A 22,199-nucleotide genomic window follows, 5' to 3' on the forward strand; every position below is an offset into this window, starting at 1 on the left:
GACCGTGCCGTGCCTACGGTCGTACGGGTCGGCTCGGCGAACCGGGGCGGTGCAGGCCGGCCGAGGATCATGTCGGATTTCCGCGAGACCGGGCCCGCCCTCTCCCCGATGCTGGACCCATGCAGAAGGGGATGCACACCGACACCGAACGCTGCGTGCGTGCCGTCCGGTCCAAGGACGCGCGGTTCGACGGCTGGTTCTTCACCGCCGTCCTCACCACCGGCATCTACTGCCGGCCCAGCTGCCCGGTGGTACCGCCCAAGCCCGAGAACATGGTCTTCCATCCGAGCGCGGCGGCCTGTCAGCAGGCCGGGTTCCGGGCCTGCAAGCGGTGCCGCCCCGACACCAGCCCCGGCTCACCGGAGTGGAACCAGCGGGCCGACGCCGTGGCCCGCGCCATGCGGCTGATCGCCGACGGGACCGTGGACCGGGAGGGGGTGCCCGGCCTCGCCGCCCGGCTCGGCTACAGCACCCGGCAGGTGGAACGCCAGCTGCTCGCCGAGCTGGGCGCTGGGCCCCTCGCCCTCGCACGGGCCCAGCGCGCGCAGACCGCGCGGCTGCTCATCGAGACGACCACCCTGCCGATGACGGAGATCGCCTTCGCCGCCGGCTTCTCCTCCGTCCGCACCTTCAACGACACCGTGCGCGAGGTCTTCGCCCTGGCCCCGAGCGACCTGCGCGCCCGCGCGCCGAAACGGACCCCCGGCCCCGCCGGGACCACCGGCACTCCCGCCGCGCTGTCGCTGCGCCTGCCGTTCCGGGCCCCGCTCACTCCCGACAACCTCTTCGGCCACCTCGCCGCCACCGCCGTACCCGGCGTGGAGGAGTGGCGGGACGGTGCCTACCGGCGCACCCTGCGGCTGCCGCACGGGCACGGCTTCGTGGCCCTGGCCCCGCGGCCCGACCACATCGCCTGCCGCCTCACCCTCACCGACCCGCGGGACCTCACCGTCGCCATCAGCCGCTGCCGCCGCCTGCTCGACCTGGACGCCGACCCGGTGGCCGTCGACGACCGGCTGCGCACCGACCCGGTGCTCGCGCCCCTGGTGGACAAGGCGCCCGGACGCCGGGTCCCGCGTACGGTCGACGAGGCGGAGTTCGCCGTCCGGGCCGTGCTCGGGCAGCAGGTCTCCACCGCGGCCGCCCGCACCCACGCGGCCCGCCTGGCCACCGCGTACGGCGAACCGGTGGACGACCCGGACCCGGAGGGCGGACTCACCCACCTCTTTCCGTCGCCCGGGGCGCTCGCGGACCTGGACCCCGAGACCCTGGCCCTGCCCCGCGCCCGCCGAGTCACCCTCACCACCCTGGTGCGCGCACTCGTGGACGGCGGCCTGCGCCTGGGCGTGGAGAGCGACTGGCCCGAGGCCCGCGCGAAGCTCCTCGCCCTCCCGGGCTTCGGCCCCTGGACCGCCGACGTCATCGCCATGCGCGCCCTCGGCGACCCCGACGCCTTCCTCCCCACCGACCTCGGCATCCGCCGGGCCGCCCGGGAACTCGGCCTGCCCTCCACCCCCGCCGCGCTCACCGCACGCGCGGCGGCCTGGCGGCCCTGGCGGGCGTACGCGGTGCAGTACCTGTGGGCGACGGACAGCCACCCGATCAACGTCCTGCCGGCATGAGGACGTGCGAGCACCGACGAAGCGGAGCAAGCAGATGAACCAGGTGAAACCGATGAAGCGGCACACCGTGATCGACAGTCCGTACGGCCCGCTGACGCTCGTCGCCGACGACGACGGTGTCCTGTGCGGCCTCTACATGACCGACCAGCGTCACCGCCCGCCGGAGGAGACCTTCGGCGACCGCGTCGATCCGGGCCGCGCCGCCGCTCCCGCCGCGAGGGCCTTCGCCGACGCCGGGGAACAACTGGAGGCCTACTTCGCGGGCGGACTGAAGGAGTTCACTCTGGAACTGCGTCCGCAGGGCACCCCGTTCCAGTGCCGCGTCTGGGATCTGCTGACGGACATCCCCTACGGCGAGACCCGCACGTACGGCGAACTCGCCGGGGCCCTCGGCAATCCGAAGGCGTCCAGGGCCGTCGGACTGGCCAACGGCCGCAACCCGATCGGCATCGTGATCCCCTGCCACCGGGTCATCGGCGCGAGCGGCGGCCTCACCGGATACGGGGGAGGCCTGGACCGCAAGCAGCGACTGCTGGACTTCGAGCGGGGCCGGCCGGCCCTGTTCCGGCAGCCGCCGCCCTCCGGCTCCGTCAGGGGCCCTCGTACCGGTGCGACACGGGCGAGGGGGACTGCCCGGGGGTGAAGCCGCCCGTCGCGGGCCGCACCGCACGGAACTGTTCGTCGTTCCCGAGCACCATCTCGGGATCGAACATGACGACCACCGCGGCCAGGACGAGGACCGCCACCGGGCTGGCGAGCATGGCCAGGAGGAAGGACATCAGGCCGACCGAGGACTGCGAGGACGTGCCGGCGTGCTCGAGGTGCACGCTCACGGCGGCCATGCCCGTGTAGTGCATGCCGGTCACCGCGACACCCATCACGAGGCTCGCCCCCAGGCTCGCCCAGAGCCCTCGGACGGAGACCGCCGCCCACAGCGCCGCCGTGGCCGCGACCACGGCGATCAGGACGGACAGCGCCACGGTCGCCGTGTCGTAGCGGATGGTGCCGCCGGCGTCCATGGCGGCCATGCCGATGTAGTGCATGGCCGCGACGCCCAGTCCCGTGATGAGACCGGCCGTGCCCAGGACGGCCGGGCGGGCGCCGCGGTAGCCGACCAGGAACACACCGATGGCGACGACGGCGATCGCGACGGCCAGACTCAGCAGGGTCAGCCGGGTGTCGTAGTCGACGACCGCGCCGTTGACGCTGAAGCCGATCATCGCGACGAAGTGCATCGTCCAGATGCCGCAGCCGAGGGACACGGCTCCCAGGCTGAGCCAGCCGATCCTCCGGCTCTGCTGCGCCCCGCGGCGCATGGACCGCACGGTGCAGCGCAGGCCCAGCGCCGACCCCAGGCACGCCATCAGGTAGGAGATGACGGGAGTCACCGCTCCGTAGTGGAAATCGGTCAGTGTGGCGGTCACGATCACATGCCTTTCGCGGACCGTGTTCGCCGCAGGAGGGCGAACACATGCGGCAGAGGAGGGAGGCATCGAAATCGAGCCACGTGGCTGAATTATTCACACATCAACCGGTGGTGCCTACATTTATGCGTTGTGTGATCCGTCACGGAGGGCGGTGACATGCTTTCGCACCGTGTTCATCGGGGTGTCGTCCTGCCTTCCGGGCATCGTTGAATCATGATCAGTTCGCCCGACGCCCCTCCTCCAGCTCTGCGGTGCCCGAGCCGTCGGCGAGGACGTCCAGCGCGGTCAGCACGCGGCGCCCGAGGGAGCCAGGGAGATGTCCGGCCAGATCCGCGCGCGGCACGAGCCGCCAGGACAGCAGTTCCTCCTCCTGCAGGCGGATCGCCGCGAGATCATCCGCGCCGAGCACTCCGCCGTCGTACAGGTACGCCACCACCGGCGGCCGTCCGGCCCCGCGCACCCAGTCCACGACCAGCAGCCGTCCGAGCTCACGGTCCAGCCCGATCTCCTCGGCCGTCTCGCGCCGTGCCCCCTGGCGGGGGGTCTCCCCGTCGTCCGACTCGATCGTGCCGCCGGGCAGCGCCCACCCCTCACGGTAGTTCGGCTCGACGAGCAGCACGCGGCCCTCGCCGTCCCGGAAGAGGGCGGCGGCACCGGCGAGGACACGGGGGAGCGAGGCGATATAGGTGGCGTAATCCTGAACGTCCTGGGTGGTGGTCATGCGGGAAGGGTAGTGGCGGCGTACGGCCGCACCGCGGCCGAGAAGCCCGGCAGGCCAGGGCGCACGGCAGCACACGCCGGTCCCGCGGCCGGCACCGGACGGCGCACGCGCCGGGGGCACGGAGGCCCCGCCGGAGCCCGGCTCCCACCCGGTGCGACCGGCCCCGCCCGCGCCCGACCTCCCTCCCGGCCTCCGCACGCCCGACGCCGTTTCATGGGCTGGGCAGGGGCATGACGGTCCGGGGAACCGAGGGCTAGGGTCGGCGGGGGCGCGACTGACCCGGCATACGTACGGGCCCGGAGAGCAAGGGATGGCGGAAGTGGCGGACGCTGCGGTGAGCGGTACTCGATCAGCACGGTCAGCACAGTCGGAGACGCCGGCGCGACGGGTGCTCGTCGCCGCGGACAAGTTCAAGGGATCGCTGACGGCCGTGGAGGTCGCCGAGCGGGTGACCGCCGGGCTGCGGCGGGCGGTGCCCGGTCTCGAGGTCGAGGCGCTTCCCGTGGCCGACGGCGGCGACGGCACGGTGGCCGCGGCGGTCGCGGCCGGGTTCGACCGGCGGGAGGTACGGGTCACCGGCCCTCTCGGCGACGGGGTCACCGCGGCGTTCGCGCTGCGCGGCGACACCGCCGTGGTGGAGATGGCGGAGGCCAGCGGCCTCCAGCGGCTGCCGGGCGGCGTACTTGCGCCGCTGACGGCGTCCACGTACGGATCCGGCGAGCTGCTGACCGCCGCGCTGGACGCGGGCGCGCGGACCCTCGTGTTCGGGGTCGGCGGCAGTGCCACCACGGACGGCGGCGCCGGCATGCTGGCCGCGCTGGGTGCCCGCTTCCTGAAGGCCGACGGCGAGCCGGTGGCGCCGGGCGGCGCCGGTCTCGCCGAGCTGGCCTCGGCGGATCTGTCGGGCCTGGACCCGCGCCTCGGCGAGGTCGAGTTCGTGCTCGCCAGCGATGTCGACAACCCGCTGACCGGCCCGAAGGGCGCCCCCGCGGTCTACGGCCCGCAGAAGGGCGCTTCCCCGGAGGACGTGCGGCGGCTGGACGCGGCACTCGCGCACTTCGTGAAGGTGCTGGAGGAGCCGTCCGGGGCCGGGGCCACCGGGTTCGCCGCCTCGCCCGGTGCGGGCGCGGCCGGCGGCATCGGATACGGCGCACTGCTCCTCGGGGCCCGGTTCCGGCCCGGTATCGAGGTCATGCTGGACGTCCTCGGCTTCGCACCCGCGCTGGAGCGGGCCGGCCTCGTGGTCACCGGTGAGGGCTCGCTGGACGAGCAGACCCTGCACGGCAAGGCCCCGGCGGGGGTGGCCGCCGCGGCCCGCGCCGCCGGCAAGGAGGTCGTCGCGGTGTGCGGGCGGCTCGCACTGCCTCCGGAGACGCTGGGGCGGGCGGGGATCCGGCGGGCGTACGCGCTGACCGACCTCGAGCCGGACGTGGCGACGTGCATCGCGGAGGCGGGCCCGCTCCTGGAACGCACCGCGGAGCGGATCGCGCGGGACTTCCTGAGCTGAGGCGGCCCGGCCGCCCGTACCGGTGGCTCCGCCCCGGGCCCCCGGCCCGTCCGGCCCGGTCGGTGAGAAGGACCGGCCGAGGGCTGCTCTTCCGGCTCACCGGGCCGGGTGGTGGGCGGGCACGGGCCGGGACGCAGGGGCGGAGCCCCCGGCGGGGCCCGCACCCACCACCGGATGCCCGCAAAGCAAAGGGCCCCGGACCCTGCAGGGTCCGGGGCCCGAAGCGACAGGGGGTTACGGCTGCGCCGCCCGTGCCTCGCGACGGTTGCCGCGGAAGTTGTTCACCCGGCGAGCCGTGGCGAACAGCGGGATCACCGCGCCCATCACCAGCTGCAGCGCGCAGCCGGTCTGCAGGAGCAGCTGGCCGCTCGGGGCGTCGAAGGCCCAGGCCGCCAGCAGGCCCATGGCCAGCACGATCCAGGAGAGCATCGCCACCGCGAGGGGTCCCCGCGGCTTCGGGTACTCGACCCGGCTCACCATCAGCCAGGCCGTGCCCAGGATCGCCAGAACCGTCGCCACGAACGGCAGCTCCAGCAGCACGATCGAGACGATGGTCAGCGCCCCGAACGGCGACGGCATGCCCTGGAAGGTGCCGTCCTTGACGGTGACGCAGGAGAACCGCGCAAGTCTCAGCACCACCGCCAGCAGCACCACGATCGCCCCGACCGCGGCCACCCTCTGGTGCGCGTCGTCCGCGACCATGCCGTACACGAGGACGAAGTACGCCGGGGCCAGACCGAAGCTGATCAGGTCCGAGAGGTTGTCGAGCTCCGCGCCCATGGGGGAGGAGCGCAGCTTGCGGGCCACCAGGCCGTCGAAGAGGTCGAAGACCGCCGCGCACAGCATGAGGATCACGGCGGTGGCCGCGCTGTGGCGGGCCATCCCGGTCTCCTGGCTGCCCGTGAGGTGCGGGATCAGGATGCCGGTGGTGGTGAAGTACACCGCCATGAAGCCACAGGTGGCGTTGCCGAGGGTGAGGGTGTCCGCTATCGACAGGCGGAGTGAGAGGGGCATCTCCTCCTCGTCGTCCGCCTCGTCGGCGTCGGGCACCCAGCCGATCTGCGCCTTCTCCGGATCAATCACGGTCAATGCGAGTCACCCCAGCCACGGTCTTCTGGCCCACCTCGACGTCGATCTCCACACCCGCGGGCAGGTAGAGGTCGACACGCGAGCCGAACCGGATGAGACCGATCCGCTCGCCCTGCTCGACCTTGGTGCCCTCGGGCAGGTAGGGGACGATGCGGCGGGCCACCGCCCCGGCGATCTGGATCATCTCGATGTCGCCGAGCTCGGTGTCGAAGTGCCAGACGACGCGCTCGTTGTTCTCGCTCTCCTTGTTGAAGGCGGGAACGAATCCACCGGGGATGTGCTCGACCGACGTCACCGTGCCGGCCAGCGGGGCGCGGTTGACGTGAACGTTGAGCGGGCTCATGAAGATCGCGACGCGGGTCCGGCCGTCCTTCCACGGCATGATGCTCTGCACCACACCGTCGGCGGGCGAGATGACCCGGCCCCGGGTGATCTCGCGCTCGGGGTCGCGGAAGAACCACAGCATCCCCGCCGCGAGAGCGGTGGCGGGGACGGCTACGGCCTTGGCGGCACCCGAGCGGCGGGCGCGGACCAGGCTGACGGCTGCGGTGGCGACGGTCGGCAGGAGCCACGGCGATGCTCCGCGCGCGAGGCGCACGCCGGCGAGGCTGTCGCGAGATGCAGAGGTTTTGCTGTGGGGCATGGATGACCTTCGTAGCGGATAGTGCCGCGCATGGACAGGGGACGGCGGCTTTCCGGCGATCGTAGCGGCTCCGGCCGACAACTGGGTAAGCCCGGCAGTCGAGTCGGTGGCCGGAGGGTGCTGACGGGGTGTGATCCTCTATTCCCAGAAAACACCCCGTATCCGGACATTCATCCCTGGAATCGATACTCTTCGAGCAGTCTGCGGCCGATGATCATTTTCTGGATCTCCGCGGTGCCCTCGCCGATCAGCAGCATGGGCGCCTCGCGGTAGAGGCGCTCGATCTCGTACTCCTTGGAGAAGCCGTAGCCGCCGTGGATCCGGAAGGCGTCCTCGACGACCTCCTTGCAGTACTCGGATGCGAGGTACTTGGCCATCCCCGCCTCCAGGTCGTTTCGTTCCCCGGAGTCCTTTTTGCGTGCAGCGTTCACCATCATCGCATGCGCGGCCTCCACCTTGGTAGCCATCTCCGCGAGCTTGAACTGAATGGCCTGGTGCTGGGCGATCTGCTTGCCGAACGTGTGCCGCTGCTGGGCGTACCGGACCCCGAGCTCGAAGGCGCGCTGGGCGACACCGCAGCCCCGCGCCGCCACATTGACGCGGCCGACCTCGACGCCGTCCATCATTTGGTAAAAACCGCGGCCGGTGACCCCGCCGAGCACGCGGTCCGCCGGAATGCGCAGTCCGTCCATGAGGAGCTCGGTGGTGTCGACGCCCTTGTAGCCCATCTTGTCGATCTTGCCCGGGATGGTCAGCCCGGGCCGCACCTCGCCGAATCCGGGCTCCTTCTCCACCAGGAAGGTCGTCATCGACTTGTGCGGCGCCGTACCCTCCGGGTGTCCTTCGTCACTCCGGACCAGAACGGCCACCAGGGACGACGTACCGCCGTTCGTCAGCCACATCTTCTGGCCGTTCAGGACGTACGCGTCGCCGTCCTTCACCGCCTTCGACGAGATCGCCGACACGTCGGAACCCAGCGCCGGCTCCGACATGGAGAACGCGCCCCGGATGTCGCCGGCCGCCATGCGCGGCAGGAAGTGGTCCTTCTGCTCCTGCGTGCCGTGCTGCTTGAGCATGTACGCCACGATGAAGTGCGTGTTGATGATGCCGGACACCGACATCCAGCCGCGCGCGATCTCCTCCACGCACAGGGCGTACGTGAGCAGCGACTCGCCCAGACCCCCGTACTCCTCGGGGATCATCAGACCGAACAGGCCGAGTTCCTTCAGGCCGTCGACGATCTGCTGCGGGTACTCGTCGCGGTGCTCCAGCCCGGTCGCGACCGGGATGATCTCCTTGTCCACGAAGTCCCGGACGGTGGAGAGGATCTCCCGCTGGACGTCCGTGAGGCCGTGGGTCTGGGCGAGACGGCTCATCTTCTACTTCTCCTGCTTCGACATGTCCAGCGGCTCCGGGCGGCCGGGCTGCTCGCCGCCGCGCTCCTTGATGTACGTCTCGGTCGGCACCATCACCTTGCGGCGGAACACGCACACCAGGGTGCCGTCCTGCTTGTAGCCCCTGGTCTCGACGTGGACGATGCCGCGGTCGTTCTTCGACTTCGACGGCCGCTTGTCGAGCACGGTCGTCTCGCCGTAGACCGTGTCGCCGTGGAAGGTCGGCGCCACGTGCCGCAGCGACTCGATCTCCAGGTTGGCGATCGCCTTCCCGGAGACGTCCGGCACCGACATGCCGAGCAGCAGCGAGTAGATGTAGTTGCCCACGACGACGTTCTTACCGAAGTCCGTCGTCTTCTCCGCATAGTTGGTGTCCATGTGGAGGGGGTGGTGGTTCATGGTGAGGAGACAGAAGAGGTGGTCGTCGTACTCCGTGACCGTCTTCCCGGGCCAGTGCTTGTAGACCGCGCCGACCTCGAACTCCTCGTAGGTGCGTCCGAACTGCATCGCGCTCAGGGCCTTTCTAGTCGGTGGGCATCTCGAACGTGCTGGTGCGCCGCATACCGGCGGCCCGGCCCTTGCCGGAGACGACCAGGGCCATCTTGCGGCTGGCCTCGTCGATCATCTCGTCGCCGAGCATCGCGGAGCCCTTCTTGCCGCCCGCCTCGGACGTGTAGTAGTCGTACGCGTCCAGGATCAGCTCGGCGTGGTCGTAGTCCTCCTGGGAGGGCGAGAAGATCTCGTTGGACGCCTCGACCTGGCCCGGGTGGAGCACCCACTTGCCGTCGAAACCGAGGGCGGCGGCGCGCCGGGCGACCTCGCGGTAGCCGTCGACGTTGCGGATCTGCAGGTAGGGGCCGTCGATCGCCTGGAGGTTGTTGGCGCGGGCGGCCATCAGGATCTTCATCAGGATGTAGTGGTAGGCGTCCGCCGGGTAGCCGGGCGGCTGCTCGCCCACGACCAGCGACTTCATGTTGATCGACGCCATGAAGTCGGCCGGGCCGAAGATGATCGTCTCGACGCGCGGGGAGGCCTGCGCGATCTCGTTGACGTTGTTCAGCCCCTGGGCGTTCTCGATCTGCGCCTCGATGCCGATGCGGCCGACCTCGAAGCCCATGGTCTTCTCGATCTGGGTGAGCAGCAGGTCGAGCGCGACGACCTGCTGGGCGTCCTGGACCTTCGGCAGCATGATGCAGTCGAGGTTCAGGCCGGCGCCCTCGACGACGGTCACGACGTCACGGTACGTCCACTCGGTCGTCCAGTCGTTGACCCGGACCACGCGCGTCTTGCCGGTCCAGTCGCCCTCGTTGAGGAACTTGACGATGGTGTGCCGTGCCTCGGGCTTGGCGAGCGGCGCGCAGGCGTCCTCCAGGTCGAGGAAGACCTGGTCGGCCGGGAGGCCCTGGGCCTTCTCCAGGAAGCGCGGGTTCGAGCCGGGCACCGCCAGGCAGGAGCGCCGGGGGCGAAGGCGGTTGACCTGGGGAGCGGGGCTGGTCATACGGGGACCTCCAGGGGGTCGAGCTTGTTCGCGTTGCGGATCTCGTCGACGATACGGCCGATGATCCCGGTGATGTCGAAGTCCTTCGGGGTGAAGACCGCGGCCACTCCCGCGGCCCTGAGCTGCTCGGCGTCGGCGTTCGGGATGATCCCGCCGGCGATCACCGGGATGTCGGCCGCGCCGGCCTCGCGCAGCCGCTCCAGCACGTCCGGCACCAGCTGGGCGTGGGAACCGGAGAGGATGGACAGGCCCACCGCGTGGACGTCCTCCGCGAGGGCGGCGTCCACGATCTGCTCCGGCGTGAGCCGGATGCCCTGGTAGACCACCTCGAACCCGGCGTCCCGGGCCCGCACGGCGATCTGTTCGGCGCCGTTGGAGTGCCCATCCAGGCCCGGCTTGCCGACCAGGAAGCGCAGCTTGCCGACGCCGAGGTCACGCGCCGTCACCTCCACCTTGCGGCGGACGCCGGCGAGTGCCGATCCCTCCTCGGCGGGGACGGCGACCGGCGCCGAGGACACCCCGGTCGGGGCGCGGTACTCGCCGAACACCTCGCGCAGGGCGCCGGCCCACTCGCCGGTCGTGGCCCCCGCGCGGGCGCACTCCAGGGTGGCCTCCATCAGGTTTCCGTCGCCCTTCGCGGCCTCCTTCAGCGCCTCCAGCGCCTTGCAGGGACGCGGGTGGTTGAACGGCGGCTGGTAGCGCGTGTCGCGCCAGCGGCCCAGCGCCTCCACCACCCGTGCCTCGACGGCCAGGTCGACGGTCTGGATCGCGGTGTCGAGATCGGCGGTCAGCGGGTTCGGCTCGGTGCCCTCGAAGGCGTTGACACCGATGATCTTCTCCTCGCCCGACTCGATCCGGGCCCGGCGCGCGGCGTGCGAGGAGACCAGCTGGGACTTGAGGTAGCCGGACTCGACGGCGGCCATCGCGCCGCCCATCTCCTCGATCCGCCCCATCTCGGCCAGCGACGCCTCGACCAGCTCCTCCACCTTGGCCTCGACCACCTTGGAGCCCTCGAAGAGGTCCCCGTACTCCAGCAGGTCGCTCTCGTAGGCGAGCACCTGCTGGATGCGCAGCGACCACTGCTGGTCCCAGGGGCGGGGCAGGCCCAGGGCCTCGTTCCAGGCCGGCAGCTGGACGGCACGCGCGCGTGCGTCCTTGGAGAGGGTCACGGCCAGCATCTCCAGCACGATCCGCTGGACGTTGTTCTCCGGCTGCGCCTCGGTCAGGCCGAGGGAGTTGACCTGGACGCCGTAGCGGAAGCGGCGGTGCTTGGGGTTCTCGATGCCGTACCGCTCGCGTGTGACGCGGTCCCAGATGCGGCCGAAGGCGCGCATCTTGCACATCTCCTCGACGAAGCGGACGCCCGCGTTCACGAAGAACGAGATACGGCCGACGACGTCGCCCATGCGCTCCGGCGGCACCTGCCCGGAGTCGCGCACGGCGTCGAGCACCGAGATCGCCGTGGACATCGCGTACGCGATCTCCTGGACCGGCGTGGCGCCCGCCTCCTGCAGGTGGTAGCTGCAGATGTTGATCGGGTTCCACTTCGGCAGGTGGGAGACCGTGTAGGCGATCATGTCCGTCGTCAGGCGCAGGCTCGGCCCCGGCGGGAACACGTGGGTGCCGCGGGACAGGTACTCCTTGACGATGTCGTTCTGGGTCGTCCCCTGGAGCTTGGTGAGGTCCGCGCCCTGCTCCTCGGCGACCACCTGGTAGAGCGCCAGCAGCCACATGGCGGTGGCGTTGATCGTCATCGAGGTGTTCATCTGCTCCAGGGGGATGTCCTGGAGCAGCCTGCGCATGTCGCCGATGTGCGAGACCGGTACCCCGACCCGGCCGACCTCACCGCGGGCGAGGACGTGGTCGGGGTCGTAGCCGGTCTGCGTCGGCAGGTCGAACGCCACCGACAGACCGGTCTGGCCCTTGGCGAGGTTGCGCCGGTACAGCTCGTTCGACGCCTCGGCCGTGGAGTGACCGGCGTAGGTCCGCATGAGCCACGGACGGTCCTTCTGACGTTCTGTCATTCAACGGCCCTCAGATGTTCCGGAAGCGGTTGATGGCGTCCACGTGCTGTGCGCGCTTCTCGTGGTCGCGGACCCCCAGGCCCTCCTCGGGCGCCAGGCACAGCACGCCGACCTTGCCCTGGTGGAGGTTGCGGTGCACGTCGTGGGCGGCCTGGCCGGTGTCCTCGAGGGAGTAGACCCGTGACAGCGTGGGGTGGATCTTGCCCTTGGCGACGAGGCGGTTGGCCTCCCAGGCCTCGCGGTAGTTGGCGAAGTGGGAGCCGACGATCTTCTTCAGGGACATCCACAGGTACCGGTTGTCGTACTCGTGGTGGTAGCCCGAGGTCGAGGCGCAGGTGACGATGGTGCCGCCCTTGCGGGTGACGAACACGGAAGCCCCGAAGGTCTCGCGGCCGGGGTGCTCGAAGACGATGTCGACGTCCTCGCCGCCGGTGAGTTCGCGGATGCGCTTGCCGAAACGCTTCCACTCGCGCGGGTCCTGGGTGTGCTCGTCCTTCCAGAACCTGTAGCCCTCGGCGGTGCGGTCGATGATCGCCTCGGCGCCCATCGCCCGGCAGATGTCGGCCTTCTGCTCGCTGGAGACGACGCAGATCGGGTTGGCGCCGCCGGCCAGCGCGAACTGGGTGGCGTAGGAGCCGAGTCCGCCGCTGGCGCCCCAGATGAGCACGTTGTCGCCCTGCTTCATGCCGGCGCCGTTGCGGGAGACCAGCTGCCGGTAGGCGGTGGAGTTGACCAGCCCGGGGGCGGCGGCCTCCTCCCAGCTCAGGTGGTCCGGCTTCGGCATCAGCTGGTTGGACTTCACCAGGGCGATCTCCGCCAGGCCGCCGAAGTTGGTCTCGAAGCCCCAGATCCGCTGCTCCGGGTCGAGCATCGTGTCGTTGTGGCCGTCGCTGGACTCCAGCTCGACGGAGAGGCAGTGGGCGACGACCTCGTCGCCGGGGTGCCAGGCGTTGACGCCGGGGCCGGTGCGCAGCACGACGCCCGCGAGGTCCGAGCCGATGATGTGGTACGGCAGGTCGTGGCGCTTGGTCAGCTCGCTGAGCCTGCCGTAGCGCTCCAGGAAGCCGAAGGTCGACATCGGCTCGAAGATCGACGTCCACACCGAGTTGTAGTTGACCGAGGAGGCCATCACGGCCACCAGGGCCTCACCCGGCCCGAGTTCGGGCACGGGCACGTCGTCGAGGTGGATCGACTTGCGGGGGTCCTTGTCACGGGTGGCGAGCCCGGAGAACATCTCCGTCTCGTCCTTGTGCACGGTGATCGCGCGGTACGACTCGGGCAGCGGGAGGGCGGCGAAGTCCTCCGACGTGGAGTCGGGCGACTGGATCGCGGCCAGGATGTCCTTGACGGTCACGGTGTTGCCTCCGGCGATGAGCAGCGCCCTGAGGGAGGGACGCTGAGGGTTGCGTCGGTGCTGCTGAGGGTTCGAGGGGATGCCGTCGGTTCGGCGGTGGTGCTTCGGCAGCGCTGGGTGGCGCGGGAGGGTGCCTGTGACGCAGGCGTCCGGGCGGGCAGGCCTTCCGGCTTGCTGGGACAGCCGGCGCACGAAGGGTCGCTGCGCGCCGGCCGCCCGGACTCCTTCAACGTATGGCACGCCGTGACAGCACGCAAGGCACTGGGTGCCATGAATCGATCTCAGATGAAATCTTTACGTAACAAATGAGCGATGATCGATCGAATGGCTCCCGAAGAGGGCGTGAAAAGGGGTCCTGACATGGCAAAACGGCCACCCCATGGGGTGGCCGTCGTGGCCGTCGTCACAGCGGTGAGGCCCGTGCTCAGCGCCTCCTCAGCGCTTCTTCACTGCTTTCCCGGCGCTCCTGCGGCGTTCCCGCGGTGCTCCTCAGTGGTCCTTCAGAGCCCGCTCGATGGTCCGCATCACCTCGTCCAGCGGGGCGTCGGTGCGGGCGACCGTCACCAGCACCTCGCCCTGGGCGGACACCGAGGCGGCCGGCGGTCTCGGCGGCGCCGTGCGGCGGCCCGCCATGATCCCGTTCCCGAAGGTCTTGCGGACGATCGAGAAGGCGTGGTCGAGCTCCGCCTCCACATCGCCCCGGCCGTCCGCCCTGAGCCAGCGCCGCAGCACGTGGTTGTGCGCGGTGACCACGGCGGACGCGGCGACCTCCGCCAGCAGCGGGTCGTCGCCCGCGTCCTCGTCGTGCGCGTGCTCGTCGAAGTGGCCGAGCAGGTAACGGGTGAAGAGACGCTCGTAGCGGGCCACCGACGCGATCTCCGCCTCACGCAGGGTGGGCACCTCGCGGGTCAGCCGGTAGCGGGCGACCGAGATCTCCGGCCGCGCCGCGTACATCCGCATGACCTCCTTGATGCCGCGGCACACCGTGTCGAGCGGATGCTCGTGCGCCGGCGCCGCGTTGAGCACCGCCTCGGCGCGCACCAGCGTGTCGTCGTGATCGGGGAAGATCGCCTCTTCCTTGGACCGGAAGTGCCGGAAGAAGGTGCGGCGGGCGACCCCGGCCGCGGCCGCGATCTCGTCGACGGTGGTGGCCTCGTACCCCTTGGTCGCGAACAGCTCCATCGCGGCGGCCGCCAGTTCCCGGCGCATCTTCAGCCGCTGGGCGGCGGCACGACTGCCTGCGGCGCGTTCCGGCGGCTCGGCCGTGGCGGGTGTACGGGAGGACTTGGCGGGCTGGGACATGCCCCGAACGTACTGCATCCGCGCAGTTCGCCGCGCCGGACCGGGAACTCCCCCGCCCTCGGAGGGCGGGGGAGTGCTGCGGCCGGCGGGCGGCGGGAACCGGCCGGGTTCCAGCAGCCCGCCCCACTGGCCGTCGCCGCGGTACCAGTCGCCCAGACGATGCGGCGGCTCAGCGCTTGGCATATTCGCGGAAGCCACGGCCGGTCTTGCGGCCGAGGCAGCCCGCGGCCACCAGGTGCTCCAGCAGCGGCGCCGGGGCGAGCCCCGGGTCGCGGAACTCGCGGTGCAGGACCTTCTCGATCGCGAGCGAGACGTCCAGCCCGACGACGTCCAGCAGCTCGAACGGACCCATCGGGTAGCCGCCGCCCAGCTTCATCGCGGCGTCGATGTCGTCGATGTCGGCGTAGTGCTCCTGCACCATCTTGACCGCGTTGTTGAGGTACGGGAACAGCAGCGCGTTGACGATGAAACCGGCCCGGTCACCGCAGTCCACGGGGTGCTTGCGGATCGCCCGGCAGACCTCGCGCACCGTCGCGTGGACGTCGTCCCCGGTCAGCACCGTACGGACCACCTCGACCAGCTTCATGGCCGGCGCCGGGTTGAAGAAGTGCATGCCGATCACGTCCTGCGGGCGCGAGGTGGCGCGGGCGCAGGCGATCACGGGCAGCGAGGACGTGGTGGTGGCGAGCACCGCGCCCGGCTTGCAGACCTTGTCCAGCGTCCCGAACAGCTGCCGTTTGACCTCCAGGTCCTCGGCGACCGCCTCGACCGCCAGGTCCACGTCGGCGAAGTCGTCGTAGGAGCCCGTCGGCCGGACCCGCTCCAGGGCCTGGGCGGCGGCCTCGGCGGTCATCCGCCCCTTGTCGACGGAGCGCGCCAGGGACGTGCCGATCCTGGCCTTGGCGCCCTGTGCCTTCTGCTCGGTGCGGGCGGCGAGGACCACGTGGTAGCCGGCCTTGGCGAACACCTCGGCGATGCCCGAGGCCATGGTGCCCGAGCCCGCCACGCCCACCGAACGGACCGGTCGGCCCTCGGCGAGCCGGCCGTTCTCCGACGGGGTCGACGCGTCCCGCACGACGGCGGCGCTGCCCGATTCCTCGTACGTGTAGAAGCCGCGCCCCGCCTTGCGGCCCGTCAGCCCCGCCTCGCTCAGCTGCTTCAGGATCGGGGCCGGCGCGTGCAGCCGGTCGTGGGACTCCACGTACATGGCCTCCAGGACCGTCCGCGCGGTGTCGACGCCGATCAGGTCGAGCAGCGCCAGCGGGCCCATCGGCAGACCGCAGCCCAGCCGCATCGCGGCGTCGATGTCCTCGCGGGAGGCGTAGTTCGACTCGTACATCGAGGCGGCCTGGTTGAGGTAGCCGAACAGCAGCCCGTCGGCGACGAATCCGGGCCGGTCGCCGACCGCGACCGGTTCCTTGCCGAGGTCCAGGGCCAGCCCGGTGACCGCGGTGACGGCCGCCGGCGAGGTCAGCACCGAGGAGACGATCTCCACCAGCTTCATCGCCGGGGCGGGGTTGAAGAAGTGCAGGCCCAGCACGCGCTCGGGGCGGGCCGATTCGGCGGCGAGACGGGTGACCGACAGGGCGTTGGTACCCGTCGCCAGGATCGTCTCCGGACGCACCACGGCGTCGAGTTCACGGAAGATCTGCTGCTTGACCTCGTACGACTCCGGCGCCACCTCGATCACCAGGTCGGCGCCGGCCGCCGCCGCGAGATCGGTGGAGGTGGTCACACGGGCCAGCAGCTCCGTGCGCTGCTCCCCGGTGAGCCGGCCGCGCTGCACGGCACGGGCGGTCGAGGACTCCAGGACGGCGACGCACCGCGTGGCCTGGGCCGCGCTGATGTCGATGCCGACGACCTCGCGGCCGGCCTTGGCCAGGACCTCGGCGATGCCGGTGCCCATCGTGCCGAGGCCGACCACGGCGACGGTTCGGAGCGGAGGCGCGGGGGTGTCGGACTGGGGGGACAGGGGAGTGGCCATCGAGGGACTCCAGGAATGAGGGTGACGACGGAGAGCACGCCCGGGTGCGCCGAGGGGCGCACCGGGTGCATGCGTACGGAATGCGGGTGATGCCGGGCTGCGAGCGCACACGCCCGGTGCCGTCATGACGGGCACACGCCCGGGAACGGCGGTTCCGACCGGCCCTGTCCCGAGGCCGAGCCGTACTGCGGTACACGCGTACGAGTACCGAACCGACTGCACTCACCGTGGCTGCGTCACCAAACCACCGTGAGGAGAAACGAACAGCGAGAACGCGAGTGGGTGACTCGCTCGATTGAGCTTAACTCGCGGGTAACGAGCGCGCCAGCCCCCGGTGTTTGTGATGTACGTCCCGGCAGTCGAGTGGGCCGTCTAACCTCGGGGCATGGACGAAGAGTTGCGATCGCTCACGGAGCGCTTACGGGCCGAGGCGGCCGGATCGGCAGCCGTCGACCGGCTTCTGGCGACCGAGGACCCCGACGCCCTGGCCACCGTGCTCACCGAACCGGGGCAGCCGCTGTGGGCCAGGGAGCTGGCGGCCTTCCGGCTCGGGCTCGCGGGGGACCGACGGGCCTTCGAGTCCCTCGTGCTCCTCCTCAACCACCGGGACCCCCCGCGCTGCGCCGGCGCCGCCTACGCCCTGGCCCGCCTCGGCGACCCGCGCACCGCCCGTGCCGCCGCCGCCCTCGCCACCAACGAACTCCGCGTCGCCTACGCCCTGCACCCCGTACGCCTGCTCGTCGAACTGCGCGCCCCGGAGGCCGTGCCCGCCCTGATCACCACGCTGCGGCGGCGGCTGAGCCCGCACGACCCGTACCGCGGGGTCGCCCTCGCCTGCGTGGAGGGACTGGGCGAACTCGGCGACGCCCGCGCCGAACCCGTCCTGAACGAGGCACTGGCCCATCCCGCCCTGGCCGAGGCGGCGGTCCGGGCCCTGGCGCGGATCCCCGGGCAGCGGCGGGCGTCCGGGCCGCGGATCCCGGGGCAGCGGTAGCCGCGGGCTCCGCGGCGGTGGCCGGGACACTCAGCCGCGGAGATCCTTCACGTACCGCACCTCGGGCACCACCGCCCCACCCACCTCGAAGGCCTCCTCGGCGCCGTCCGCGGCGAAGCCGGCCCGCTCGTAGAAGCGGCGGGCGCGGGTGTTGTCCTTGAGGACCCACAGGTACATGCGCGGGTGTCCGGCGGCGGCGCAGTGCCGGACCGCCGACGCGAGGAGGGCCCTGCCCACGCCCCGGCCGATGTACCGGGGGCGGAGGTACAGGGCGTACAACTCGGCATCCTCGGTGCGTGTCTCGCCGTCCCGGTACGGGCCGAGGGACACCCAGCCGAGGAGCTTGCCGCCGTCGCCGTCGACGACCAGGTTCATCACGCGCCGGTCGCCGGCCAGCAGACGCGCGCGCTGCCGGTTGGCGTCCGCCGCGATGTCGAGGCCGTCGAGATACGGCTGGGGGACGAAGCCCTTGTAGGCGTACTGCCAGCCGCGTATGCGGATTTCGGCGACCTCGGCGCAGTCGTCCGCCGTCATCGGGCGCGGCACGAACCCCGCCGGGGGCGAGGTGAATACATCGGCGGGGGCGGGGGCGGGGATCCGGGTCGGCTCAGTCATCGCTCCATGGTGGACCAGGGGTCCGACAACGCCCTGCCCCGCCCCTGACTTCCCGTCCCCGGCTCCCCGCCTCGACGACTCGCCGCCTCCTCAGCCGCGGAAACCGAGCAGGCCGTGCAGGGTCGAGCCGCGGGACATGGGGGACGCGGCCTTCGACGTCCGCGGACTCGGGTCGGGCAGCGCCTCGCACACCGCGTCGGCCCCGCCTCGGCCGCGCGGTACGGTGCCGTCGGTCAGATACGCCGTCAGGTGCTCGTCCAGGCAGGCGTTGCCGCTCAGCGTGATGCCGTGATTGCCGCCGTCCTGCTCCACCACCAGGCTGGAGCCGGCCAGCAGTTGGTGGACCGCCGCGCCTCCCTGGTAGGGGGTGGCCGCGTCGTCGGTGGCCTGGAAGAGCAACGCCGGCGGCAGCTTCCCGTTGACGATGTTCACGGGCCGCAGCGACTCAGTCGGCCAGAACGCGCACGCCGCGTTGTACCAGGCGTTGTTCCACGTCATGAACGGCGCCTGCTCGTACACCTCCCAGTTGTCCTTGCGCCACTGCCGCCAGTCCCGCGGCCAGGACGCGTCCCGGCACTCGACCGCCGTGTAGACGCTGTAGCCGTTGGCGCCGGCGGCGTCGATCGCGCCGAAGTTCTCGTACGTCCTGACCAGCGGGCCCGAGTCGCCCTTGTTCACGTACGCCGCGAACGCCTCCGCCAGATAGGGCCAGTAGCCGTTGTAGTAGCCGCCCGGCAGGAAGGTGTCCTCCAGTTCGGCCGCACCCACCTTGTCACCGGCCGGCTTCTTCGCCAGGGCCGCGCGCATCGCGTACCACTCGGCCTCGATCTTCTCCGGATCGGTGCCGAGCCGGTACGTGCCGTCGTGCTCGGCGATCCAGGCCATCAGGGCGCGGTGGCGGTCGTTGAAGGCGCGGTCCTGGTTCAGGTTGGTCTCGTACCAGACCCCGGTGGGGTCGACGATCGAGTCGAGGACCAGGCGCCGTACCCGCTCCGGGAACAGTTTGGCGTACACGGCGCCCAGATACGTGCCGTAGGAGTAGCCGAAGTAATTGATCCTCTCCGCGCCCAGCGCCTGCCGGATCACGTCCATGTCGCGTACCGCGCTGGTCGTGTTCACGTGCGGCAGGAGATCCGCGTGCTTCTTGCCGCAGGCGTCGGCGAACGACTTCACGCGCGCGAGGTTGGCCTGCTCCACCGCGCGGGTGCTCGGCACCGTGTTCGGCCGCACCGGGTCGAAGAAGTCCGGCTCGCAGTTCAGCGCGGGCCTGCTCTCGCCCACCCCCCGCGGATCGAAGCCGATCACGTCGTACTGGGCGGCCACCTTCTTCGGCAGCGAGGCCGCGACGAACCCGGCGAGCGCCAGCCCGCTGCCGCCGGGGCCGCCCGGGTTGACCAGCAGAGGGCCCTGGTACTTCTTCGCGGTGTGCGGAACGCGGGACAGCGCGAGGGTGATCTTCCGCCCCTCGGGGCGGGCATGGTCGAGCGGTACCTCGACGGACGCGCACTGCAGCGTCGGATGGTCCTTGGTGCCGCACTCCTTCCACACGGGCTTCGCCGCGCGGAACGTGTCGGCGCCGCTCGGTGCGGCCGCCTCGGCGGGCAGGGCCGTCAGGCTCCCGGCCATGACGGCGGCGGCACTGCACAGCACTGCTGCGCGTTTCCTCATGGGTCCTCCCAGGACGGAGGTCGGTGAACCGCGGGCTCACGGTCCACGCGGCATCGTCCCGGAATGAGCCGCTGGATGAACGCGTTCCGCCGACTCTTGACCCGATCGGGTCGCCGGATGCCCTCGAATGCTTCTAAAGACAGAGAGAGTTGGGTCGGGCCCGACGTGGAGGAGTCGGAGTGTCGGGAGGCGGAGGCGGAGGGCTCGGAGGCAGGGGGTCCGTGGTTCGGAGAGCCGGTCACCGGGTGTCCGGCGGGCCGGAGGCGGTGGGACATCTCCGCGCGGGCGGGGCCGATGCCGTACTCCCTGGCCAGGTCGTGGATCTGACGGGTGATCCTGCGCTGGTACCACTTCGGGGCTTAGGCGCCCTCCCCGTACAGCCGCTCGTACCGGTTCACGAGGTACGGATGGTGCTGCCCGAGCCAGGACGTGAACCACTCGCGGGCCCCCGGCCGCAGGTGCAGCACGAGCGGCGTGACGGAGGTGGCTCCCGCCGTGGCGATCGCCCGCACGGTGGCCCGTAGTTGTTCCGGCCGGTCGCCCAGGAAGCGGAACCGGCTCAACCGCGGGGGAGGGCTCCCTGCGTGGGTGCCCACATCACCGTCGCTGCGGACGGGGAGGCGACCCTGTACCGGGGACCTGGTCCGTCACTCTGCAGCCGACACCGGTACGGCCCCGTCCGTCCGTTGCCGCCCGTGGCGGATGGGCGTGGCCTTTCTGCTGTCCGGGGGCAGTCGGTGAGAGCGCAGACGCCGGCCTCGAGCCCCGTCCTGCTGGTGGCACGCAAGCCTCCAGCGGGACGCTTGTGTGTGTCCTGCCGCACCGCGGGCCTGCGGGCCTGTGGTGGTGTGGCGGGCGTTCATGAATGCGGGAGGCGGCTGGTGGTGTGATCCCGCAGGAGTAGCCACGGCCTGGTGGTGGAGTCGTCCGCGGTGCGGGCTGCGCCGCCCTCGAGGAGCGTGGTGTAGGCGGCGGACCCTGCCCGGTTGGTGGCCGTCGGGCAGTCGGAGTCGGTCGGGTTCGAGAGGGATCTGGTCATGTTCCTCCAGACCCTGTCTGCGTGCGGCGCGGTGGGCACTGCGTCTCCCTGAGGAATAGGATCATAAGCTGAATTGTGTGCATCCATGCGTGCACCTCCGATGGGGAATCACGGACCACTCGAAGGGCATGCGGGACGCTCCGGGCGACCGGCTGGGGATCGAGCGGGCGTGGATCTCGTGGAAGGTGATTCCGGCGAACTCCGGCGTGTCGAAGGTGCGGGTGGCCACCGCGTCCGCGCCGAACAGCGCGGCGTCGGCCCGGCTGTGTGCGGAGTCCGGGGTGAGGTTCTCCCGGCGTATGACGCCTCCTCGGTGGTACTGGACCAAGCACGGGCTCACACGATAGAACAAGCGTTCCCTTGATCGCGCGAACGACTGGTTTGAGCACACTCCCGATCACTTCCGGACTCCCGATTTGGGGGGCCGGGCGAGGGGGTGGTTGGCTTGCCCCGACCCACCGAGAACCCATGTCCTGGAGGAAGTCGATGGCGCAGGTCGAGGCCACTACGGAGCGGATCGTCGTGGCGGACGCGGAGACGGTGTTCGATGCCCTCGCCGACTACAGCGGCACGCGCGGGAGGCTGCTGCCCGAGCAGTACAGCGAGTACGAGGTCCGCGAGGGCGGTGACGGTGAGGGCAGCCTCGTCCACTGGAAGCTCCAAGCCACCAGCAAGCGCGTCCGTGACTGCCTCCTGGAGGTCACCGAGCCGAGCGACGGCGAACTGGTCGAGAAGGACCGCAACTCGTCCATGGTCACCACCTGGCGCGTCACCCCGGCCGGGGAGGGCAGGTCCCGGGTCGTCGTGACCACCACCTGGACCGGCGCCGGGGGCATCGGCGGCTTCTTCGAGAGGACCTTCGCCCCCAAGGGCCTCGCGCGCATCCACGACGCGCTGCTCGCCAACCTCGCCACCGAGGTCGAGAAGTAGCCGCCGAGGTGAAGGGGCGGGCCCGGCCGCATCAAGGGCCGGTCCGCCTCAAGAGGCCGGTGGCAGCGGGACGTCGGCCGCAAGCCGGCCGCCGGTCGGCTTCTCGCTGCGGCCGGTGCGGCCGGGTCCGGGCCGGCTCCCCTCACCGGTTCGAGCAGGTCGCCGAACGGGACCGTGCCGAACGGGACCTCCAGCTGGGGCACGAGGACCGAGGTACAGGAACGGGACCGGGGGCGGGAACGAGGTCGCGAACGGGCGTTTGCACGGGTGGCGCGCTCCGGTGCGAACGACGGCGGTCAATTCCCGTATTGCCACACATCGCAACCAGCCGTGCCCGTACGGTGGTACGGCGGTACAGATCTTGGGAGCCGTGGGGAGAGAGGGCCTG

Annotated in this window: 18 protein-coding genes and 1 pseudogene; 5 read left to right on the forward strand and 14 right to left on the reverse strand. The window is 71.1% G+C overall.

The genetic code is table 11. The features are described from left to right. The first annotated feature begins 119 nt into the window (after positions 1-119). Positions 120-1,622, forward strand: a complete 1,503-nt coding sequence (locus OHB56_RS35200; RefSeq protein ID WP_406357815.1) for an AlkA N-terminal domain-containing protein — start codon at positions 120-122, stop codon at positions 1,620-1,622. A gap of 52 nt (positions 1,623-1,674) precedes the next feature. After that, positions 1,675-2,265, forward strand: a complete 591-nt coding sequence (locus tag OHB56_RS35205) for a methylated-DNA--[protein]-cysteine S-methyltransferase (protein WP_406359276.1) — start codon at positions 1,675-1,677, stop codon at positions 2,263-2,265. On the opposite strand, the gene OHB56_RS35210 is transcribed toward OHB56_RS35205, so the two are convergent. Together OHB56_RS35210 and OHB56_RS35215 are read right to left on the reverse strand one after the other, a co-directional pair. After that, positions 2,213-3,046, reverse strand: coding sequence for an MHYT domain-containing protein (locus OHB56_RS35210; protein WP_406357817.1), 834 nt, complete (start codon positions 3,044-3,046; stop codon positions 2,213-2,215). The two genes, OHB56_RS35205 and OHB56_RS35210, sit on opposite strands and share 53 nt — an antisense overlap. A gap of 220 nt (positions 3,047-3,266) precedes the next feature. Further along, positions 3,267-3,770, reverse strand: a complete 504-nt coding sequence (locus tag OHB56_RS35215) for an NUDIX hydrolase (protein ID WP_055594390.1) — start codon at positions 3,768-3,770, stop codon at positions 3,267-3,269. A gap of 388 nt (positions 3,771-4,158) precedes the next feature. On the opposite strand from OHB56_RS35215, the gene OHB56_RS35220 reads away from it, so the two are divergent. Continuing rightward, on the forward strand, positions 4,159-5,277 hold the full coding sequence (locus OHB56_RS35220; RefSeq protein ID WP_326755768.1) for a glycerate kinase: 1,119 nt from the start codon (positions 4,159-4,161) through the stop codon (positions 5,275-5,277). Positions 5,278-5,511: 234 nt separating this feature from the next. Here OHB56_RS35220 and pssA read toward each other — a convergent pair whose 3' ends face one another. The 9 genes from pssA to OHB56_RS35265 form a co-directional block, all read right to left on the reverse strand. Further along, positions 5,512-6,327, reverse strand: a complete 816-nt coding sequence (pssA, locus tag OHB56_RS35225; RefSeq protein ID WP_326757221.1) for a CDP-diacylglycerol--serine O-phosphatidyltransferase — start codon at positions 6,325-6,327, stop codon at positions 5,512-5,514. A 25-nt stretch (positions 6,328-6,352) separates the two neighbouring features. Further along, positions 6,353-7,009: a phosphatidylserine decarboxylase gene (locus tag OHB56_RS35230; RefSeq protein ID WP_326755769.1), complete on the reverse strand. Its 657-nt coding sequence runs from the start codon at positions 7,007-7,009 to the stop codon at positions 6,353-6,355. 170 nt (positions 7,010-7,179) lie between these two features. Then, a complete protein-coding gene (locus OHB56_RS35235; RefSeq protein WP_326755770.1) occupies positions 7,180-8,385 on the reverse strand; it encodes an acyl-CoA dehydrogenase family protein in 1,206 nt (401 codons plus the stop codon). A 3-nt stretch (positions 8,386-8,388) separates the two neighbouring features. Then, positions 8,389-8,910: a MaoC family dehydratase gene (locus tag OHB56_RS35240; protein ID WP_326755771.1), complete on the reverse strand. Its 522-nt coding sequence runs from the start codon at positions 8,908-8,910 to the stop codon at positions 8,389-8,391. A gap of 16 nt (positions 8,911-8,926) precedes the next feature. Next, complete coding sequence (locus OHB56_RS35245) at positions 8,927-9,901, reverse strand: HpcH/HpaI aldolase/citrate lyase family protein (protein ID WP_406357820.1); 975 nt, start codon at positions 9,899-9,901, stop codon at positions 8,927-8,929. Then, the gene (locus OHB56_RS35250) at positions 9,898-11,925 is read right to left on the reverse strand and encodes a protein meaA (RefSeq protein WP_406357822.1); all 2,028 of its coding nucleotides are present in this window, start codon (positions 11,923-11,925) and stop codon (positions 9,898-9,900) included. Before OHB56_RS35250 ends, OHB56_RS35245 begins: the two co-directional genes overlap by 4 nt. Before the next feature lie 10 nt (positions 11,926-11,935). Continuing rightward, entirely contained in the window at positions 11,936-13,279 is a 1,344-nt protein-coding gene (gene ccrA / locus OHB56_RS35255) for a crotonyl-CoA carboxylase/reductase (RefSeq protein ID WP_326755773.1), read from the reverse strand. A 489-nt stretch (positions 13,280-13,768) separates the two neighbouring features. Continuing rightward, on the reverse strand, positions 13,769-14,581 hold the full coding sequence (locus OHB56_RS35260) for a TetR family transcriptional regulator (RefSeq protein WP_326755774.1): 813 nt from the start codon (positions 14,579-14,581) through the stop codon (positions 13,769-13,771). Positions 14,582-14,750: 169 nt separating this feature from the next. After that, positions 14,751-16,565 (reverse strand): 3-hydroxyacyl-CoA dehydrogenase family protein, encoded by a 1,815-nt coding sequence (locus tag OHB56_RS35265; protein ID WP_406357825.1) that lies wholly within the window; start codon positions 16,563-16,565, stop codon positions 14,751-14,753. 385 nt (positions 16,566-16,950) lie between these two features. Here OHB56_RS35265 and OHB56_RS35270 point away from each other — a divergent pair, with 385 nt between their 5' ends. Further along, a complete protein-coding gene (locus OHB56_RS35270) occupies positions 16,951-17,559 on the forward strand; it encodes an adenylosuccinate lyase (RefSeq protein WP_326755776.1) in 609 nt (202 codons plus the stop codon). 30 nt (positions 17,560-17,589) lie between these two features. Here OHB56_RS35270 and OHB56_RS35275 read toward each other — a convergent pair whose 3' ends face one another. The 3 genes and pseudogenes from OHB56_RS35275 to OHB56_RS35285 all read right to left on the reverse strand — a co-directional run. Next, positions 17,590-18,093 (reverse strand): GNAT family N-acetyltransferase, encoded by a 504-nt coding sequence (locus OHB56_RS35275; protein WP_406359277.1) that lies wholly within the window; start codon positions 18,091-18,093, stop codon positions 17,590-17,592. A 171-nt stretch (positions 18,094-18,264) separates the two neighbouring features. Beyond that, complete coding sequence (locus OHB56_RS35280; protein ID WP_326755777.1) at positions 18,265-19,842, reverse strand: alpha/beta hydrolase; 1,578 nt, start codon at positions 19,840-19,842, stop codon at positions 18,265-18,267. A 281-nt stretch (positions 19,843-20,123) separates the two neighbouring features. Then, positions 20,124-21,182 (reverse strand): annotated as a pseudogene (locus OHB56_RS35285) (hypothetical protein); the annotation flags it as partial. Between the two features lie 185 nt (positions 21,183-21,367). On the opposite strand from OHB56_RS35285, the gene OHB56_RS35290 reads away from it, so the two are divergent. Continuing rightward, the gene (locus OHB56_RS35290) at positions 21,368-21,811 is read left to right on the forward strand and encodes an SRPBCC family protein (protein WP_326757223.1); all 444 of its coding nucleotides are present in this window, start codon (positions 21,368-21,370) and stop codon (positions 21,809-21,811) included. Positions 21,812-22,199 lie beyond the last annotated feature (388 nt).

The organism is Streptomyces sp. NBC_01635, assembly GCF_045209715.1.
In the GTDB taxonomy this organism is placed as follows: Bacteria; Actinomycetota; Actinomycetes; order Streptomycetales; family Streptomycetaceae; genus Streptomyces; species Streptomyces hirsutus.

Excerpts from the sequence above, each read along its gene's own strand:
- OHB56_RS35200 (WP_406357815.1), top strand. The coding sequence starts at position 120 with ATGCAGAAGGGGATGCACACCGACACCGAACGCTGCGTGCGTGCCGTC.
- OHB56_RS35250 (WP_406357822.1), bottom strand. The coding sequence starts at position 11,925 with ATGACAGAACGTCAGAAGGACCGTCCGTGGCTCATGCGGACCTACGCC.
- OHB56_RS35205 (WP_406359276.1), top strand. The coding sequence starts at position 1,675 with ATGAAGCGGCACACCGTGATCGACAGTCCGTACGGCCCGCTGACGCTC.
- OHB56_RS35260 (WP_326755774.1), bottom strand. The coding sequence starts at position 14,581 with ATGTCCCAGCCCGCCAAGTCCTCCCGTACACCCGCCACGGCCGAGCCG.
- OHB56_RS35280 (WP_326755777.1), bottom strand. The coding sequence starts at position 19,842 with ATGAGGAAACGCGCAGCAGTGCTGTGCAGTGCCGCCGCCGTCATGGCC.
- OHB56_RS35290 (WP_326757223.1), top strand. The coding sequence starts at position 21,368 with ATGGCGCAGGTCGAGGCCACTACGGAGCGGATCGTCGTGGCGGACGCG.
- OHB56_RS35235 (WP_326755770.1), bottom strand. The coding sequence starts at position 8,385 with ATGAGCCGTCTCGCCCAGACCCACGGCCTCACGGACGTCCAGCGGGAG.
- OHB56_RS35240 (WP_326755771.1), bottom strand. The coding sequence starts at position 8,910 with ATGCAGTTCGGACGCACCTACGAGGAGTTCGAGGTCGGCGCGGTCTAC.
- OHB56_RS35275 (WP_406359277.1), bottom strand. The coding sequence starts at position 18,093 with ATGACGGCGGACGACTGCGCCGAGGTCGCCGAAATCCGCATACGCGGC.
- OHB56_RS35230 (WP_326755769.1), bottom strand. The coding sequence starts at position 7,009 with ATGCCCCACAGCAAAACCTCTGCATCTCGCGACAGCCTCGCCGGCGTG.
- OHB56_RS35270 (WP_326755776.1), top strand. The coding sequence starts at position 16,951 with ATGGACGAAGAGTTGCGATCGCTCACGGAGCGCTTACGGGCCGAGGCG.
- OHB56_RS35245 (WP_406357820.1), bottom strand. The coding sequence starts at position 9,901 with ATGACCAGCCCCGCTCCCCAGGTCAACCGCCTTCGCCCCCGGCGCTCC.
- OHB56_RS35265 (WP_406357825.1), bottom strand. The coding sequence starts at position 16,565 with ATGGCCACTCCCCTGTCCCCCCAGTCCGACACCCCCGCGCCTCCGCTC.
- OHB56_RS35215 (WP_055594390.1), bottom strand. The coding sequence starts at position 3,770 with ATGACCACCACCCAGGACGTTCAGGATTACGCCACCTATATCGCCTCG.